Raw genomic sequence first — 18355 nt, 5'->3', positions numbered from 1 at the left:
AGATTTAAATAAAAAATCAAATTATCTTGGACATAATATAAGAAAAATATTTCAAGATTTGTTTGCAAAAAAATTTCAAAAAGATAACTTAATAATTGTTTTCATGGATAAAAATATTGATGTTTATATTTCATTTCTTGCAATATTAAAAGCAGGTGGGGCATTTGTTCCGATTGATCCTGAAGATCCTATTGAGAGAATAAAATATATAATCGATGATACCAAAGCTCCAATAGTAATTACACAAGAAAAATTATTGATAAAAAATTCCTTTTTACAAAAAAATAATTATAAAATCATCCTAATTGAAGATGTTCATAATCAAAAACTTGAAGTAGATAAAAATCAAAATTTATCTAATATTAATTGCCCACAAGATTTAGCCTATGTTATGTATACCTCAGGCACAACAGGAAGACCAAAGGGAGTTAAAATAGAACATAAAGGCGTCACCCGCTTAGTTAAAAATACAAATTATGTTACAATAATACCTGAAGATCGGATCATGCAAGCATCAAAAATATTTTTCGATGCTTCAACTTTTGAAATTTGGGGAGCACTACTAAATGGTGCTGTATCATGTGTCGTTGATAAAAATGTATTGCTTCAACCACAATCATTAGCTAATTATATTTCTCAGAATAAAATTTCTATATCATTTCTAACGACAGGATTATTCAATGAACTCGCCAGTCAAGACATTTCAGTATTCTATAAACTAAGAAAATTATATATTGGCGGTGAGGCAGCTAGGCCAGATTTAATAAAAACTCTTATTGATAGTACACAGGCAAAGAATCTAATAGTTAATAATATTTATGGTCCTACTGAATGCACGACTTTTTCGACATATTTTGTTGTCAAATCTTTATTAGATAATGCTTCATCAATTCCAATTGGTAAACCAATTTCAGGTGCAAAATGTTATATTTTAAATGACTATTTAGAATTACTTCCTGCTGGAGTTAGTGGTGAATTATGCATTAGTGGACCTGGAGTAGCTCGTGGTTATCTTAATAATATCGAGTTAAATAATACTAAATTTATTTTAAATCCTTATGCAGAAAATAAAAATTTTGACACATTTTTATATCGTACTGGTGACCTTGCTTGTTATTTAGATAATGGCGATATTGAAATCGTTGGTAGAATTGATCAACAGGTTAAACTTCGTGGTTATCGAATTGAACTAAAGGAAATCGAAATTTGTTTATCAGCTCATCCAGGCATACAAAGATGCGCTGTAAAATTAAAAGAAAATTCTGAAAAAAGAAAAATTATTATAGCTTACTTTGTTCAGAATAACAATAAATTTGTAGACCAAGAAGAAATAATAAGCTATTTGAAGCAAAAGTTACCTCAGTATATGATTCCAGGATTATTTATGGAACTTGATTCAATTCCTCTCACAAGGACTGGAAAAGTTGATTACAATGCTCTACCTGATCCTATTCAACATAAAATTGAGCTAAGTGAAAATAATAGAAATTTGGAATCAGAAAAGAAGTTTAACATTGAAAATGAAGTTCTTAAAATATGGCAAGAAATACTAGAATTAGGAAATATTAATTCTGACAATAATTTCTTTGATATTGGTGGAGATTCTTTATTATTAATGAGACTACATTCTAAATTAGAAAATCTTTTAAAGAAAGAAATACCATTATCAATTTTATTTGAATATACAAATATTTCTACTCAAAGTTCATACTTAAATTCTTTAATTTCAGAAAAAGATAGTCTAACAAATATCATTTTTAACTCCTGGAAATTAACATTAGAAACAAATAAAATTGATATAAATGATAATTTTTTCGATATTGGAGGAAACTCTTTATTATTAATGAGACTTCATAATAATCTTGAAAATTCTTTGAAAAAATCGATCCCATTAAATGAACTTTTTACATACACAACGATCAGTGAACAGGTAAACTATTTTTCTAATCAAAAAATAGAATTTAATTCACAACTTTCATTGGGCGAGAGTAGAGCAATGAAAAGATTAGCTGCTCGAAATATTAGCTTTGCTAAGATAGTAAATACAAATATAGAGAATCAATTATGACTAATTCAATTGCAATTATCGGTATGGCAGGAAGATTTCCTGGAGCCAAAAACATAAATGAATTTTGGGAAAATCTTTGTCTAGGAAAGGAATCCATTTCCACTTTTTCATTAGAAGAACTATTAAACAATGGTGTCAGCACAGAGCTCTTAGAGAATGAAAATTATGTGAGAGCAAAAGGATATTTGGAAGGTGCTGAATTATTTGATGCGAATTTTTTTAATATTTCTCCACGTGAAGCTGAGACAATGGATCCCCAGCATAGAGTTTTTTTAGAATGCGCTTGGGAGGCCTTAGAAAATGCCGGTTATTATTCAGAAAATGAAGCAGGACGTATAAGTGTCATAGCGGGAGTCTCTGGATTAGGCTCAAATAGCTATTATCAACAAAACTTAGCTCAAAATGAAGAAGTAAAAAAACATGTTAGCAATTATCAATTGAACATTAATAATGGAAGTGATTTTTTCAGTACACGCGTTTCTTATAAATTGAACTTTACTGGACCGAGTTATACTATACAATCTGGTTGTTCCACCTCACTTCTTGCAATTGCTCAAGCTTGTCAAAATTTAATTACTTATCAATGTGATGTTGCTCTTGCAGGAGCAGCTACAATTGAAATGCCAATAAAAACAGGTTATTTATACCAAAATGGGATGATTTTATCCCCGGATGGACATTGTAAGGCCTTTGATGCGGAAGCTAACGGAACAGTACCTGGAAATGGCGTTGGTATCGTTGTATTGAAACGCTTAGAGGAAGCAATTACTGATAAAGATACTATTTATACAGTAATAAAAGGTTTTGCCATAAATAATGATGGCAATCGTAAAATTGGGTATACGGCACCTAGTACTCGTGGACAATCATCTGTCATTGCAGAAGCGCAAGCTATAGCTGGAATATCACCCGAAACAATTAGCTATGTCGAAGCTCATGGAACAGGCACAAAAAAAGGAGACCCAATTGAGCTTGCGGGTTTAATAGAAGCATTTAAGGAAAAAACTAAGAAAAAACAATATTGTGCTCTTGGATCTGTAAAAACAAATATAGGACATCTTGACGCTACCGCGGGTGTTGCTGGATTGATAAAAACAGCTCTGTGCTTTACACACAAACAATTGCCTCCATCTCTTCATTTTTCTTCACCACATCCTGAAATTGATTTTTTGAATAGCCCATTTTATGTTAATACTAAGCTAAAAAAATGGGAAAAGGAAGGAAACTTACCAAGACGTGCAGGACTCAGTTCATTTGGTATTGGCGGAACAAATGTTCATCTGGTTCTCGAAGAAGCCCCTTCAAAAATAATTTCTCATACTGAATTAAAGGAACACGAATGGAAAATTATTCCATTATCAGCTAAAAATCCCAAGTCCTTAGAAAAAATGCGCCTTAATTTATTTCATTTTCTTGAAAATAATCCTGAAGTGAGCCTAGAAGATACTGCTTATACGTATCAAACAGGGAGATGCCCTTTCTCTTTTCGCTCAGTCATAATAGCAAAAGATCGAAATGAATTAATTTTTAATCCAAAAAAAACAAGCTCTCAAGACATGTTTCTATCAGAATCCAGAGTAAATAATGTTCCTCAGGTTGCATTTGTTTTCTTAGGAAATCACGATTATTACATTAATATGTCTTGGAATTTATATCAGAATTATTCTGTATTTAGAGAAACAATTGATACATGTTCCTGCCTTGTGAAAGAAATGATTAAAATTGATATTCGAACAATTTTATATCCAAATTTATTCAGTCATATAGAAATTCCATTTGATTTTAAAAACAAACATTCATTAACAAATTATTCTGAAATAAAAACATTAATATTATTTATTTTTGAATATGCTATGGGGAAATTATGGATCGAATTGGGTGCTAAACCCGATGTTTTAATCTCTCATAGTACTGGAATATATGCTGCAGCTTGTTTGGCTGAGGTTTTTTCTCTAACTGATGGCCTTAAATTAGTAGCATACAATTCCAAATTATTGCCAAATCATATTGATGATATATTAGAAATATCATTCTTTGAACCCAAAACGGCTTTAATATCTCCTTATGCATCTGAATTAATTACCTCAGAAGATGCAAAAAACTATAAATACTGGACTAAATATATTTTAGAATCATCAAAACCGCATTCTGGTTTAGACTTTATAAATAGAAACTTCGAAAAGTATTTATTTTTAAATATTGATTCACAATCGATTTTTTTAGATAAGTTAGAAAAAAACAGTGAAAATTATTTCGATCTTTCGATATTAAATTTACATCCTCATCCAAAGGGTAAAAACACTGATTATAGCTTAAACATTTCTATTTTATTAGCAAAAATGTGGCTTTCAGGAATTTTAATTAATTGGAAAATATATAATACAAATTTTTCTGGTAAAAAAGTCTCTCTACCTACTTATCCTTTTCAACACGAAAAATATTGGATTGAAAAATTAAATTTTATCGAAGTTAAATCATTAAATTCAAAAGATGAAAAGAAGATTTTTGTCGCAAATAATAGTAACGTAATGAGCAAAAATGACTTTGCAATTGAAATTGCAAAAATATGGAGCCAATATCTTGGTATTTCATCAATCGACATCAATGACAATTTTTTTGAACTAGGTGGAGATTCCTTAACTGCAAATCAAGCAATACATAATATTCAACAAGTTTTATCTGTATCCTGTCCAGTTTCAATTATTTTTAACTATCCAACCCCGATTGCACTAGCGAGTCATCTTTTTCCTCAAAAAAACTCTATTGATATGTATAATTGTAAAGATAAATTTGATGATAATCATATTGGAATACTTTCCTTCACACAACAAAGAATTTGGTTCCTTGAACAATATGAGGCAGGAATTTATAATGTCCCCTTAGCAATCAAATTGACGGGCTTAATTAATATTAAAAATTTAGAAAAATCATTTAATATTTTAATAGAAAGACATCAAAGTCTCCGTTCAGTTTTTAGGCTTGATGAACAATCAAACCCTCAACAATTTTCACTTCCTCCTTACTTAATTGATTTAAATGTTCATATTATACAAGAGTCGGAAATTGATTCAATACTAAAACAAGAGTCTCACAGCTTATTCGATTTAGCAGTTGGACCTCTTTTTACAGTAAAACTATATAAATTGACTGAAAGAGAACATATTTTATTTATAAATCAACATCATATTATAACAGATGGTTGGTCAATAAATATATTATTTGATGAACTAAGTATAATTTATAATAGATTAAATAATAATATTGTAAAAAATTTAAATCCTTTAAACTATCAATATTCAGAATTTTCACTTTATCAAAAGAAATTAATACAAGAAAGCTCCTTTAAGGAACAAATCAAATTTTGGGAAAAAACTCTTTCTAATTATTCTCAATTAGAGCTAAAAACTGATTATCAACGCCCATTAGTTGCAAAGCATGTTGGAAAAAGTTTTTATTTTGAATTAGAAGGAGAACTATCAGAGTCTCTAAAAAATATTGGAAAAAATAACAGTGCTACACTTTTTATGGTACTACTCTCTGGGTTAAACATACTTCTTCATAGATATTCAAATCAAGATGATATAATTGTTGGGACTCCTATTGCGAATAGAAGCAATGAACGTATGAAATCTATAATTGGTTTTTTTGCAAATACAATAGTTATTCGTAATAAAATAACTGTTAATCAAACTTATATCGATTTTTTAGAACAAGTTAAACAAAACTGTTCAGATGCGTATAATAATCAAGATATTCCTTTTGAAAAACTTTTAGAAATTTTGGATATTCAAAGAGATACCAGTAGAAATCCAATTTTTCAAGTTATGATGCTGCTCCAACAAAAATCTACTGATGAGTACCTTAAATTATCTGATTTACAATCTGAAGTAATTCATAATTGCTACGATACTTCTCAATTTGATTTAACATTTCATTTATGTGAAAAAAAATCAGGATTAACTTGCCGCATTGAATACAATACGAGTTTATTTCGAGAAGAAACTATTGCAAAAATAAAAACTCATTTTAAAAATATATTATGTTGTATTGCTGAAAATCCAGATACAAAGATTAGTTCTATCCAGTTGCAATCAAAGCTTGAAATACAAGAATTATTATACAACCGTAATAAAACAGAGGAACTTTGTTTCAAGAATAAAACAATTCATCAACTATTTGCAGAACAAGTTGCAAAAACTCCTGATTTAATTGCTGTATATTTTGAAGACAATCAAATAACTTACAGAGAACTTGACTTAATATCAAATAAGTATTCTTTTTTTATTAATGAAAAATATTATGAACATTATCAAAAGAATATATTAAACGACAGTTTAATAGGTATATGTTTGGATCGTAGCTTAGAAATGGTTATTGTTTTACTCGCTATTTTAAAAACGGGAGCCGCTTATGTACCACTTGATTCCACTTATCCTGAAAAACGCCTTAAGGGGATTATTGAAGATTCAAAAATTACTTTAATAATTAGTGAAGAAAAAATTTTAAATAATAAATTTTTTCTAAATCAATACAATAATATAATAGTTTTATTAAATGATTTTAATAAAAATGAATATAACGAATCGTTTCCTACATCACAAAATATTAGCTCTGCAAATGACCTCGCTTATGTCCTTTATACATCGGGATCAACTGGTTTACCAAAAGGAGTTATGATTGAACACGCATCAGTCACTAATTTGTTGCAAGATTTTAGAAAAAAACTACATATTTCGAGTGAAAATTGCTTAATCAGTGGAACATCAATTAATTTTGATATTTCTGTTTTAGAAATATTTTTACCTTTAATTTCTGGAGCGAAACTACGTTTTCTCTCACATATTGAAGCTAGGGATCCTGAAAAATTTGCATTTTATATCAAAGAAAATTCAAATTGCATTGTTCAAGCAACTCCCTCAGTCTGGAGTATGTTAGTTGATTTATTAAGTAATAGTACTCCAAAAGATATGATAACTTTAGTTGGTGGTGAACAATTAAATGAAAGTTTAGCTAAAAAGCTCCTTAATCTTTCACGAAAAGTATGGAATGTATATGGACCCACAGAAACAACAATATGGTCAACATATAATGAATTATTAGTATCTACAGACTATAAAATTATTGGTAATTGCTTTGCAAATACTCAAATATATATCTTAAATGATAATTTAAATTTAGTTCCAGATGGAGTCATAGGTGAACTTCATATATCTGGCAATGGACTAGCTCGGGGATATTTAAATCAACCAAAGCTAACAAGTGAAAAATTTATTGATAATCCATTTATGTCAAGTATAGAAAACTCTAGGATATATAAAACAGGCGATTTAGTACGATGGTTGGAAGATAAAGGGTTGGAATATATAGGGCGTAGTGATTCACAGGTTAAAATATTAGGTCATAGAATTGAAATAAGTGAAATTGAACATGCATTAAGTAAACATGAATTTATTGAAAAATGCATTTGTAATGTTCATTCTTATAACGAACAAAAACAAATTATAGCTTACTATATTCCGGTAATTTCTGAGAACAAAATTCCAGATTCAGAAAGAGAATTTTCTGCAATTTTAAAAACATATTTAGCACAAGAACTTGTCGAATATATGATTCCATATTTTTTTATTAAATTAAGTGAATTCCCCTTAACTAGCAATAAAAAAATTGATCGAAATAAATTACCTCCACCAAATTATAATAAATTAATTAATATAACTCCTAATTCTATCCCACAAAATAAAGTGGAAGATTTAATAGCTTCTATTTGGTGTGAGGTTTTATCGTTACAAAAAGTTGATATTGACACTAGTTTTTTTACTTTAGGCGGAAATTCACTATTAATAACTAAAGTGCATTATCGTTTGAACAAAATAGGGTATAAAGTTTCAATAATTGATCTTTTTAAATATCCAACTATTAGACTTATTTCATTAGAAATTGAGAAACTAAATTCAATTTCTTCAAGCGAAATAAATATCTCTCAAACTAAGAAAATGCCGAAAAGAAGTTTTCTTAGTTATAAAGATCGAATTAATTCAAAAAATAATAATGGACTTAATTAAATGAATAATTCAAATAATGAAACAACTGGATATGAAATTGCTGTTATTGGTATGGCAGGCAGATTTCCTTTAGCTAAAAATATAGAAGAATTTTGGGAAAATATTTACAATGAAAAAGAATGCATCTCATTTTTTAGCAAAGAAGAAATGCAATCAGAAGAAATAGATACAACTACTTTAGAAAATCCTAACTATGTCAATGCGGGTGGAGTATTAGAAGATTCGGATAAGTTTGATGCTGAGTTTTTCAACTATAGCCCGCAAGAGTCTATAATAATGAACCCTCAACATCGCATTTTTATGGAATGTGCTTGGGAAGCACTCGAAAATGCAGCTTATACTTCTTCAAAATACAAAAGTGCTATAGGTGTTTTTGCAGGTTCATCTACAAACCTATACTTATATCAGCTACTTTCAAATGAAGAAGTTTTGAAAAACTTTAGTACATTTCAGCTTATTATTTCAAATAGTAAAGACCAACTATCTACACGAGTTTCTCATGCTTTAAATTTAACGGGTCCAAGTCTTAATATCCAAACGGCATGTTCTACATCCCTTGTTGCTGTTCACACAGCATGTCAAAGTTTACTTAGCGGTGATTGCACTATAGCACTAGCGGGAACAGTTTCTATTCAAACACATCAAAAAACTGGTTACATGTATCAAGAAGGTTTAACTTTATCAAAGGATGGACATTGTCGGGCTTTTGATAAACTTTCTAGTGGAACGGTTTGCGGAAATGGAGTTGGGGTAGTTGTTTTAAAGCGATATGAAGCAGCATTAGCAGATGGTGATCGTATTGATGCCATTATAAAAGGTACCGCAATAAATAACGATGGAAATTTAAAAGTTGGATATACTGCTCCTAGTGTTCAAAAACAATCTGATGTTATTTCAGAAGCAATTAATATTGCTGGTATTACAGCAGATTCAATAAGTTATATTGAAGCTCATGGGACCGGTACATTATTAGGGGATCCTATTGAAATTTCGGCTTTGAATAATGCATTTCAACAATCAACAAAACAGAAGAATTTTTGCGCAATAGGCTCCGTAAAAACAAATATAGGACATTTAGATGTTGCCGCTGGAATTTCTGGCTTGATAAAAACGATTCTCGCATTGAAACATAAAATATTACCTGCTAGTTTAAATTTTCAAAGTCCAAATACCAATATAAACTTCGAAGATAGTCCTTTTTATGTGAATAATAAAACAAAACCTTGGATTACCAAAAATCTACCACGTATTGCAGGGGTTAGTTCATTTGGCATAGGAGGGACGAACGCCCATATAATCCTACAAGAAGCACCACTACGTGTTTCTGACCCTGACACAAATACATGTAGCCTTTTCTGCATTTCTGCAAAATCAATCTCTGCCTTAGAAAAAAAAGAAAAAAAACTTTTAAATTTTTTAGAACAAAATACAAATTTAAATTATCGTGATATTTCTTATACTCTTCAAACTTGTTATCATGAATTTTTATATAAAAAAGCTCTCATTGTATACACTAAAAATGAATTAAATAATTCAAGATCGATAGTCCATATTCAGAACAAAATGGATCCTAATAAAGTAGCAAAGTTATCTTTTTTGTTTCCAGGTCAAGGCTCTCAATATGTTAATATGGCAAGAAAATTGTATTTAACAGAAGAAACTTATCGAAACTGTATAGACAATTGTGCAAATATATTAAACAAATATTCTGGCATTGATCTATTAGGTCTATTATATCCAAAAGAACTCAATTTAATATCTGATGGTAATTTAGATAATACAGTTTTTGCTCAACCGGCAATATTTATAGTTGAATATGCTTTGTCTCAACTTTATATGTCATGGGGAATCAAACCAGACGTAATGATTGGACATAGTTTAGGCGAATATGTAGCAGCTTGCATAGCAGAAGTTTTTAGTCTTGAAGATGCTATTTTTCTCATTTATTCTAGAGCAAAATTAATGCAACAAATGCCAAGAGGAAAAATGATTTCTATCTTTTCTTCCTTAGATGATTTAAAGCCAATATTAAACTCTTCCATTTCTGTAGCAGCTATCAATTCTGATAATTCATGTGTTTTGTCTGGAGAATTCAATAAGATTGAAGATCTTGAAAAAAGACTGCAAGAACATAATATTTTATTTCAAAGTTTAAGAACCTCTCATGCTTTTCATTCAAATATGATGGAACCTATTTTAGCTGAATTTAAGTTAATTTTAGAGAAAATAAATATATCATCCCCTAAAATTCCTTTTATATCAAATTTAACAGGAACCATTATTCAAAGTGAAGAAGCAACTAATCCTGAGTACTGGGTAAATCATTTGAGAAATACAGTTCAGTTTGAAAAAGGAATAAAAAATTTAGCCAATGAGGCAAGTATTTTTCTAGAAATCGGGCCTGGGCAAACTTTGAATTCACTTGCAAAATCCTGTTTAAAAGATCTTAAAAGTATAATATATCTGCAATCCTTACCATCCTTTAAACAAACGACGCCAGCAGAAATGGAAACTTTCAAAACTCTTGGAAGTTTATGGGTTAGTGGAATTAAAATTAATTTCGATAAACTATATATAAATGAAAATAGAATAAAAGTCGCTCTTCCTTCTTACCCATTTGAAAGAAAAAGACATTGGTTAACTAGTTCAACATGTAAAAAAAACAGTCAGGATAAAGAATTTTCAAACAAATTTATATCACTAATATCTCCTAATTTATATAAAAATGATATTAATAAAAATCATTTATCTAATGATATATTTACATCAAAAAAAGATAAAATCGAACAAGAAGTTTTAGACATATGGAAATCTGTTTTAGGAATTGATTCAATAAATATAAATGATGAATTCTATAATAAAGGAGGAAATTCTTTACTATCTGTTCAATTAATATCAAAAATAAATCAGCGTTTTTTAGTAAATATTTCAGTTGTATGGGTATTAGAAAATAACACAATAGAAAAACAAAGCTTGGGTTTATTAGATCATATAACTGGATTAAAAACATACCAACCTATTATAAAATTTAAAGAAAATCTTTTTAAACCAATGCTATTTTTAATTCATCCAGGACATGCAGGAGCTGAAGTATATTCAGATTTTGCAAAGCTCATCCAAAACGAATTTTCAATTTACGCAATTGATTCATATAATATTTATAATGATGGTCCATTTATAAATTCCATAGAAAAGCTTGCTGAAAAATATGTTGATTATATTAAAAAGATTGCTCCTTATGGCCCTTATCATCTAGGCGGGTGGTCATTAGGAGGAACAATTGCTTTTGAAATTGCGCAACGTTTAACACTTTTAGGTGATAGAGTTATAAATATTTACATGATTGACAGCTTTATTTATAACAATGCAACTAAAATTTATGCTCAAGAATTAGACGACTTGTTTTTCAATCTCGAGGAAGATAAGTTCTTTCAAACCTTGCCATCTGAATATAGAGAAAAAGCATTAAAAGTTTATAAAATAGAACTAGAAATGTTACGAGAGTATAGACCTCAAAAGTATTTAGGCGATGTCACGCTTTTCAATGCTACAATTCCTGTTCAACTAAAAGTTGAAATGAATATGGAAGAAAATAAATTTTATGAATCTATAAAAAATAGTAATGGCGTCTTGGATTATGCACCAAATTTAATAGAAATAAAAATAAAAGCAAATCATTACTCTATTATGGAAAATCAGAATTTAGCAATCATCTCAGAAACATTGTTAAAAAACGTATCTAAGAATATTTCAAAAATATCTAGATGATAAAAAATTGAAATAGATATATAAAATTTTCTCAAATGATTCTTTAAATATTAGGAAGTCTATGCAAATTTTAGACAGAAATTTTTTTCGAATTTTGTCCTCAATAAATTTTAAAAAAATTGGCGTAATCTTAGCAACATGCTTAACAATTTTTACTTCTAATTCAAGCTTAACTGAGGTGAATTTATCGTTACCTATAATTGCACGCGAATTCCAAACAGACATGAGTGTGATGCCATGGGTAATAAGTATTTATATAATTGTTGCTGGAATGTTTATGATTATAGGTGGAAAATTAGGCGATTATATTGGAACAAAACGAGTTTTTATTTTTAGCCTGCTATTATGGCTTATCTCACTTATTATGGCTGGATGTTCAAATAGTATATTGATATTGATAATCGCAAGAATAATAGAAGGTGTTGCTTTTGCACTTAGTTTACCAATATCAATAGTAGTTATTTCTAAAACATTTTCTGAAAAACAACTTGGGTTAGCTGTAAGTATAAATATTACCGTGATGGGTCTTGCTCAAGCTATTGGCCCAACATTAGGTGGCTATCTATTACAATATTTTGGTTGGCGTTGGATATTTTTTATAAATGTTCCTTTTATATTATTTGCAATTATTTTTTCAACCCTATGCATTAAGCCAGATATTTTGAAACATCGTAAGCCTATTTTAGATTACTTTGGTGCAATAATTCTTGCAATAAGCTTATGTTTTATAATGATTTTTTTAGATATTATTCAAAAAAATTCATCAAATTTCCAACTAATCTCAATCTGTTTATTTATATTATTTTTTACTTTTGGAATACTATATTATGTAGAAAAAAAAGCTTCTAATCCTATTATAGATTTTAAATTATTATTTAATAAAGATTTTTTTATAATAAACTTATTAAGAATGCTATTTCAATTTATTTATTTTTCTGTTTTATTTATACTCCCAATATATTTATTAGATATTTTGAATTACAGTCCAGTTAAATCTGGTTACTTTCTATTATCAATGACTATACCATTTGCATGTCTTTCAATAATTATAGGAAAAATATCGGATAAAATTGGCGAAAAATTATTTGTTACATTAAGCTTTTTGATTGCAGCAATAGCATTTTACCTTTCAATAAATTTAAATGAAAATCCTTCATATATTATGATAATTATGCCGTTATTATTACTTGGGATATCTTCAGCATTTATGTTTAATAGCTCCACTTCTATGGCATTAAAAATTGCTTCTCCAGAAAAAAAAGGTGCTGCTTCAGGAATTTTTTTTACAAACACTTTAATAGGTGGTGCCATAGGAGTTGCTGTAACAAGTTTAGCTCTTCAATTACTAAAACATAACTTTTATAGTACACATACGAACCTGAATTTGCCTTATGAAAATACACCTACTAATTCACAGGTATTTTTATACGCTTTTTCAGGACTAATGTGGATGTTTTTGGCTATCTCTATTTTTGGTTTTTTTATTTCTCTTTTTAATTATAGACATAAAATTATAACTTATTTGAATTTAAAGAAAGATTTTTCATGATCAATAAAGAATCATTAAATTTTATTAGCAACAGATATCAAAATATTTTTAAGCCAGATCAAATAAATGATCTTTCGTATTATTATGCTAGTAACATAAAAGCTTATTTTAATTCAGTAGAATTGAGTTTAGAAGAGCTAAAAATTAGTTTATCTGCCATAAATAATTATTATAAAAATATTCATACAAATATTGAAGATACAATTATCAGTGGAAATAAAATTATAGTAAGAATGAAAAGAATTGTAACACGAGTAAAAGATGATTTTCAATACGACGTTGATATTGCAGTAATAAATTCTATTGCGCAAAATAAAATAATAAATTTTCATGCTTTATGTAGCAAAAAAGAATATTCAGAAGTGGCACTTTCTAGCGTAGGAAAATAAATGGAAAATATTATAAAAATATACGTTGATAATGATATTTATTTGTCAGAATTCATGGAACAAGATCAAGATGAGCTTGTACTTTTACTAAATGAAAAAGAATTTTCAGAAAATACAGGTACTATACCATTTCCATATGAATTAGTTCACTCTAAAAATTTATTACTCTATGCTTTTGCAGAAGCAAAGAAATTTAAAAAAATTATTCATTTTGCTATTCGCAACCAAGAAGGTAAAATTATTGGTTCCATTGGATTTGAAAAACTATATAAATTACCAACACACCAAGCAGAAATTGGATATTGGCTTTCAAAAAAGTATTGGGGGCAGGGGATTATGCCTAAAGTTATTCAAAAAGTTTGCGAGTATGGTTTTAGTGAACTTTCTTTGGCAAGAATAAGTGCAATGGTTTTTATATTTAACATACCTTCTTGCAAAGTTCTTGAAAAATCTGGTTTTATAAAAGAAGGCGTTTTAAGAAATTTTTTTCTCCAAAATGGTAATATTTTCGATGGAGTTATATACTCAAAAATAAAGCATTCTTAAATATTCCCAAACCAAAAGAAGAAAATTCTATTTAGAAAGCCAAATGTAAAATCCGTCAAGTAGTGTCCTTCCGACAACTTTGCATGAATAAAAAATGGGTCTCCTTCCGAAGACTTTGCATGAATTAAAAATGGAGCCGAATTAAAACCTCTTTTGGGAAACAAAGGAGGTTTTTTGATGACTTAGCTACATTCCCCTTATTTCATAAATGCTTTCATAGATTCCACTAATTCTTGCGCCATAAGCACTTCTTTTTCACTTAAAGAAACATTGTCATCGCCCATATGATTTAGAATATGACTCTCCATCACTTCCGCCATCAAACCCCCAAGGGCACCCCGAATAGAAGAAATAATATGTAAAATTTCTTTACAATCTTTATCGATTTCTAAGGCTTTTTCAACTCCCTCCAACTGTCCTTTAATTTTTTTGACTCGAATCAGGAGTTTGCTTTTATTTGTAATAGTATGTTTCGAATTGGATTTTTTTTGAGTTGACATAATATACCCCCCTAGCCTATAATAGGCTAATCAGAGAACAACCTGTTGTCAAACTCATTGCAATAAAATGCATACTATCTGAGGCGCCCATGAGAAATCAAAATGAGCTTAACTTAGTCTATATTATAGAAGGCATGGATTGCGGGGGATGCGCTGCCAAAGTAGAAACCTTCTGTAATAAAATGAATGGCATTAAAGAAGCAAAGGTTAATTTTTCGACCTCAACTTTGTCTGTTTCTTTTTTAGATGATTTAGAAGCAAAATATAAACTTGAAGAAGGCATCCAATCTTTAGGTTACCTTATTACAGAACAAATTATTGAGAATAAAATAAATCAAGACAACAATGAAATAAAATTAAAAACACAAAATAATTTTAGAATCAGAATGCGATCTCCAAAAAACAAATCCATTATTGATAAAAAAATCAGATTAAATAATGAAGCTCATCAAAGAAATTCACATCTGCATTCAAAAAGTATGCAGACTCATCAACACCTACACACTCACAATAAAATGAGCTGGTTACCCATTATTTTTCTAAGTTCCGCATTTTTAATCTCTATGGTTATTGAATCTTTTTCAAAAAACATGGGCTTACTGGCCTTTGCTATTTTAACCATAATATCTCTTTTTCCTGCGCTTAAAAAAGCTACTTTATTTATGAAAGTGGGCTATGTCTTTAGCGTTGAAACTCTAATGAGCATATCTGCTATCGGTGCTATTTTTATTGGGGCTGCAGAAGAAGCCGCTGCGGTTATGATTTTATTTAAAATTGGAGAAAGCCTGGAGGCCTTCACTACGGAAAAAGCAAAAGCAGGTATTAATTCATTGGCTTCTTTACTTCCTGAATTTGCCCTTCGTATTTTAAAAGAGGGATCTTCGCAATTAATAAGGCAATCTGAAATTCAAAAATACGATATTATTGAAATAAAAGCGGGAGAAAGAATTCCCGTGGATGGAGAGATTCGACAAGGAGCCAGTTTTTTGGATGAATCTCTTTTAACTGGAGAATCGGAACCACAATACAAATCTTTGGGTGAAAAAGTCATTGCGGGCTCGATTTGTCTTGATGGGAATCTTCTTATAACGGCAACGGTTCCTGGACATCAGAATACCGTAACACGCTTAATGAAATTAGTTGAAACTGCACAAAGTTCTAAAACCCGTATTGTCCGGAGTATTGAAAAATTTAGTAAAATTTATACACCCCTTGTCTTAGCAATCGGCTTACTCGTGGCTATTGTTCCTCCTTTATTCTTTTCAGAATCATGGACACAATGGATTTATCGTGGACTCACCATACTTTTAATCGGCTGTCCCTGTGCTTTAATCATATCAACTCCATCGGCCATTGCTTCTGCTATTACAGCGGCAACCAAAATGGGAATTCTGATAAAAGATGCCTCTGCGTTGGAAGAAATCGGTAAAATTAAAAAAATTGCTTTTGACAAAACAGGCACAATTACGACAGGTCATTTAAAAATTGAAAATGTGATTTCTTTTGATCAGAATGAAAATGAAGTTCTAAAATTAGGAGCTTCTCTTGAAATAAAATCGAACCATCCACTCGCTAAAGCGATTTGTGATGAGGCTCAAAAAAGAAATATTTTTATTGAACCTATTTCAAATGTAATTTCACTTGCAGGAAAAGGAATACAAGGAGTATTAAATAATAAAAAAATTATCATATGCTCTCCAAAATATGCCGAAAGTTTAAATTGTTTATCAGAAAATCAAATGCTTGAAATAAAAAAATATCAAGAACAAGGAAAGTCAATTGCCGTTATTGTTGAAGATGTAACAGCAAAAGGATTTATTTCTCTATCCGATCAATTAAAACCAGACACAAAAGAATCTTTATTTAAATTAAACCAAATGGGAATTCAAAATATCATTTTGACAGGTGATAATAACTTATGCGCAAAAAATATAACCCAAGATTTAAATATTGAATTGCATTCCGAACTCTTGCCTGAAGAAAAATTAAAATATATTCAAAAGCAAACCTCAAGCGAGCCCATTATTATGGTGGGCGATGGCATTAACGACGCAGCCGCTTTGGCAGCGGCTCATGTGGGCATTGCCATGGGCAATGGCACGGATGTGGCTGTAGACACCGCACAGATCGTCATTGCAAAAAATAATTTGAGCGCTGTTGTCGACACTATCCATTTATCGCGAAAAACAATGGCTAATATCAAACAAAATATCGCCATAGCTATAGGCTTAAAAGCGATTTTCTTAGTACTGACAATTTTAGGAGATACCCAGCTTTGGATGGCAATTTTAGCAGACACGGGAGCCACAGTCATTGTTACTTTAAATGCTCTTCGTTTATTACGGATAAAACAAACTCATAAAACTAAACAATGGGAACCCACTTCTTATGCTGCGCGCTTGCCATAGCACATTCTATAATTTTAATATTATTTAAGGCAGACTCAGGAGTCACAGGATTTTCTTTTCCATAAACAATCGATTGATAAACAGCCTCATAATATGCTTGATAACTTCCTTTTAAACTTTTAACGTGTGTTTTTGTAAAGTTATTTTCATTTTCAATTGTTATTGTTGGCGAATAACTTTCATTTTCCTCACCCCAATTTTCTGAATTGAATTTTTTACTTGCCCGTAAATCATTTTCTTGGGGATCGAGACCATATTTAACAAAGGATCCTTTTGTCCCATAAAGAGCATGAACTGGTCGTGGCGTTGTCATAACAGAGGAGGAGCCTAAAGTAACACGTAATTTTTCATATTTTAATATTAAATTGAAATAATCAATAGCTTTAGCACCGCTTCTTTGCTTTTCAAAATCAGCAAAAACTTCATGAGGCATTCCGAAAAGATTTAGAGATTGATCGATCAGATGCACACCAAGATCATAAAAAATACCGGAATCAATTTGATCATTTTCTTTCCATTTCGAATGATCTACATTAGGACGATATCTATCAAAATAGGATTCATAAAGAAAAATATCGCCAAAAATATTTTCCTTTAAATATTTTTTTAAAGTTAAAAAACCATTATCCCATCGTCTGTTCTGAAATACACTTAAAAACAGCTTATTTTGTTTTGCAATATTAATTAATTTCTCTCCCTCATTAAGATTTAAAACAAAAGGTTTTTCGACAATAACATTCCTCCCCGATTCTAATGCCTTTTTTGCAATTTGATAATGCGTAGCATGTGGAGATGTAATAACAATTAAATCAATTTTAGAAACTCCACATAAATCCTCAAAATTTGAAATGAGGCAAGCCTCTGGGTAGCGGCTTTGGACAAGAGCCTTTTTAGAAGAACTGATATGAGATAGGCAAAATCCAGGAAGTTGTGAAAGGATGGGAGCATGAAAAGTGGAGCCCGAAAGTCCAAATCCAACAAGTGCCGTATTTAATTTACGCATAATAATATTTCCTATTTTTCAATAACTGACTTTTAAAAAGTCACATGATCCAATCTTGACAA

The 18355-nt window shown here is 29.9% G+C and carries 9 protein-coding genes; 7 read left to right on the top strand and 2 right to left on the bottom strand.

The genetic code is table 11. The features are described 5' to 3' along the window. From AXG55_RS03980 to AXG55_RS03955, 6 genes are all read left to right on the top strand, one after another. Positions 1-2068 (top strand): non-ribosomal peptide synthetase (locus tag AXG55_RS03980; RefSeq protein ID WP_148696839.1); only part of this gene is annotated, 2068 nt, incomplete at its 5' end. Next, complete coding sequence (locus tag AXG55_RS03975) at positions 2065-8130, top strand: type I polyketide synthase (RefSeq protein WP_148696838.1); 6066 nt, start codon at positions 2065-2067, stop codon at positions 8128-8130. The genes AXG55_RS03980 and AXG55_RS03975, both read left to right, overlap by 4 nt. After that, the gene (locus AXG55_RS03970; RefSeq protein ID WP_148696837.1) at positions 8131-11898 is read left to right on the top strand and encodes a type I polyketide synthase; all 3768 of its coding nucleotides are present in this window, start codon (positions 8131-8133) and stop codon (positions 11896-11898) included. A gap of 61 nt (positions 11899-11959) precedes the next feature. Then, positions 11960-13447 (top strand): MFS transporter, encoded by a 1488-nt coding sequence (locus AXG55_RS03965; RefSeq protein ID WP_148696836.1) that lies wholly within the window; start codon positions 11960-11962, stop codon positions 13445-13447. Beyond that, positions 13444-13836, top strand: coding sequence for a hypothetical protein (locus AXG55_RS03960; RefSeq protein ID WP_148696835.1), 393 nt, complete (start codon positions 13444-13446; stop codon positions 13834-13836). Before AXG55_RS03965 ends, AXG55_RS03960 begins: the two co-directional genes overlap by 4 nt. Then, positions 13837-14382, top strand: coding sequence for a GNAT family N-acetyltransferase (locus AXG55_RS03955; RefSeq protein WP_148696834.1), 546 nt, complete (start codon positions 13837-13839; stop codon positions 14380-14382). 197 nt (positions 14383-14579) lie between these two features. Here the strand turns inward: AXG55_RS03955 and AXG55_RS03950 are convergent, their stop codons facing one another. Next, positions 14580-14882, bottom strand: a complete 303-nt coding sequence (locus AXG55_RS03950; protein ID WP_148696833.1) for a metal/formaldehyde-sensitive transcriptional repressor — start codon at positions 14880-14882, stop codon at positions 14580-14582. Positions 14883-14971: 89 nt separating this feature from the next. Here AXG55_RS03950 and AXG55_RS03945 point away from each other — a divergent pair, with 89 nt between their 5' ends. After that, on the top strand, positions 14972-17290 hold the full coding sequence (locus AXG55_RS03945) for a heavy metal translocating P-type ATPase (protein ID WP_148696832.1): 2319 nt from the start codon (positions 14972-14974) through the stop codon (positions 17288-17290). Here AXG55_RS03945 and AXG55_RS03940 read toward each other — a convergent pair. Further along, a complete protein-coding gene (locus AXG55_RS03940) occupies positions 17247-18293 on the bottom strand; it encodes an oxidoreductase (RefSeq protein ID WP_148696831.1) in 1047 nt (348 codons plus the stop codon). The two genes, AXG55_RS03945 and AXG55_RS03940, sit on opposite strands and share 44 nt — an antisense overlap. Positions 18294-18355 lie beyond the last annotated feature (62 nt).

Origin of the sequence: Silvanigrella aquatica, assembly GCF_001907975.1 — a bacterium.
Classification (GTDB): domain Bacteria; phylum Bdellovibrionota_B; class Oligoflexia; order Silvanigrellales; family Silvanigrellaceae; genus Silvanigrella; species Silvanigrella aquatica.
The sequence above is the reverse complement of the archived record's forward strand: the minus strand, read 5'-3'. Positions and strand labels throughout refer to the sequence as shown.

Coding starts and splice junctions, on each gene's coding strand:
- AXG55_RS03940 (WP_148696831.1), bottom strand. CDS start 18,293: ATGCGTAAATTAAATACGGCACTTGTTGGATTTGGACTTTCGGGCTCC.
- AXG55_RS03960 (WP_148696835.1), top strand. CDS start 13,444: ATGATCAATAAAGAATCATTAAATTTTATTAGCAACAGATATCAAAAT.
- AXG55_RS03965 (WP_148696836.1), top strand. CDS start 11,960: ATGCAAATTTTAGACAGAAATTTTTTTCGAATTTTGTCCTCAATAAAT.
- AXG55_RS03945 (WP_148696832.1), top strand. CDS start 14,972: ATGAGAAATCAAAATGAGCTTAACTTAGTCTATATTATAGAAGGCATG.
- AXG55_RS03970 (WP_148696837.1), top strand. CDS start 8,131: ATGAATAATTCAAATAATGAAACAACTGGATATGAAATTGCTGTTATT.
- AXG55_RS03950 (WP_148696833.1), bottom strand. CDS start 14,882: ATGTCAACTCAAAAAAAATCCAATTCGAAACATACTATTACAAATAAA.
- AXG55_RS03955 (WP_148696834.1), top strand. CDS start 13,837: ATGGAAAATATTATAAAAATATACGTTGATAATGATATTTATTTGTCA.
- AXG55_RS03975 (WP_148696838.1), top strand. CDS start 2,065: ATGACTAATTCAATTGCAATTATCGGTATGGCAGGAAGATTTCCTGGA.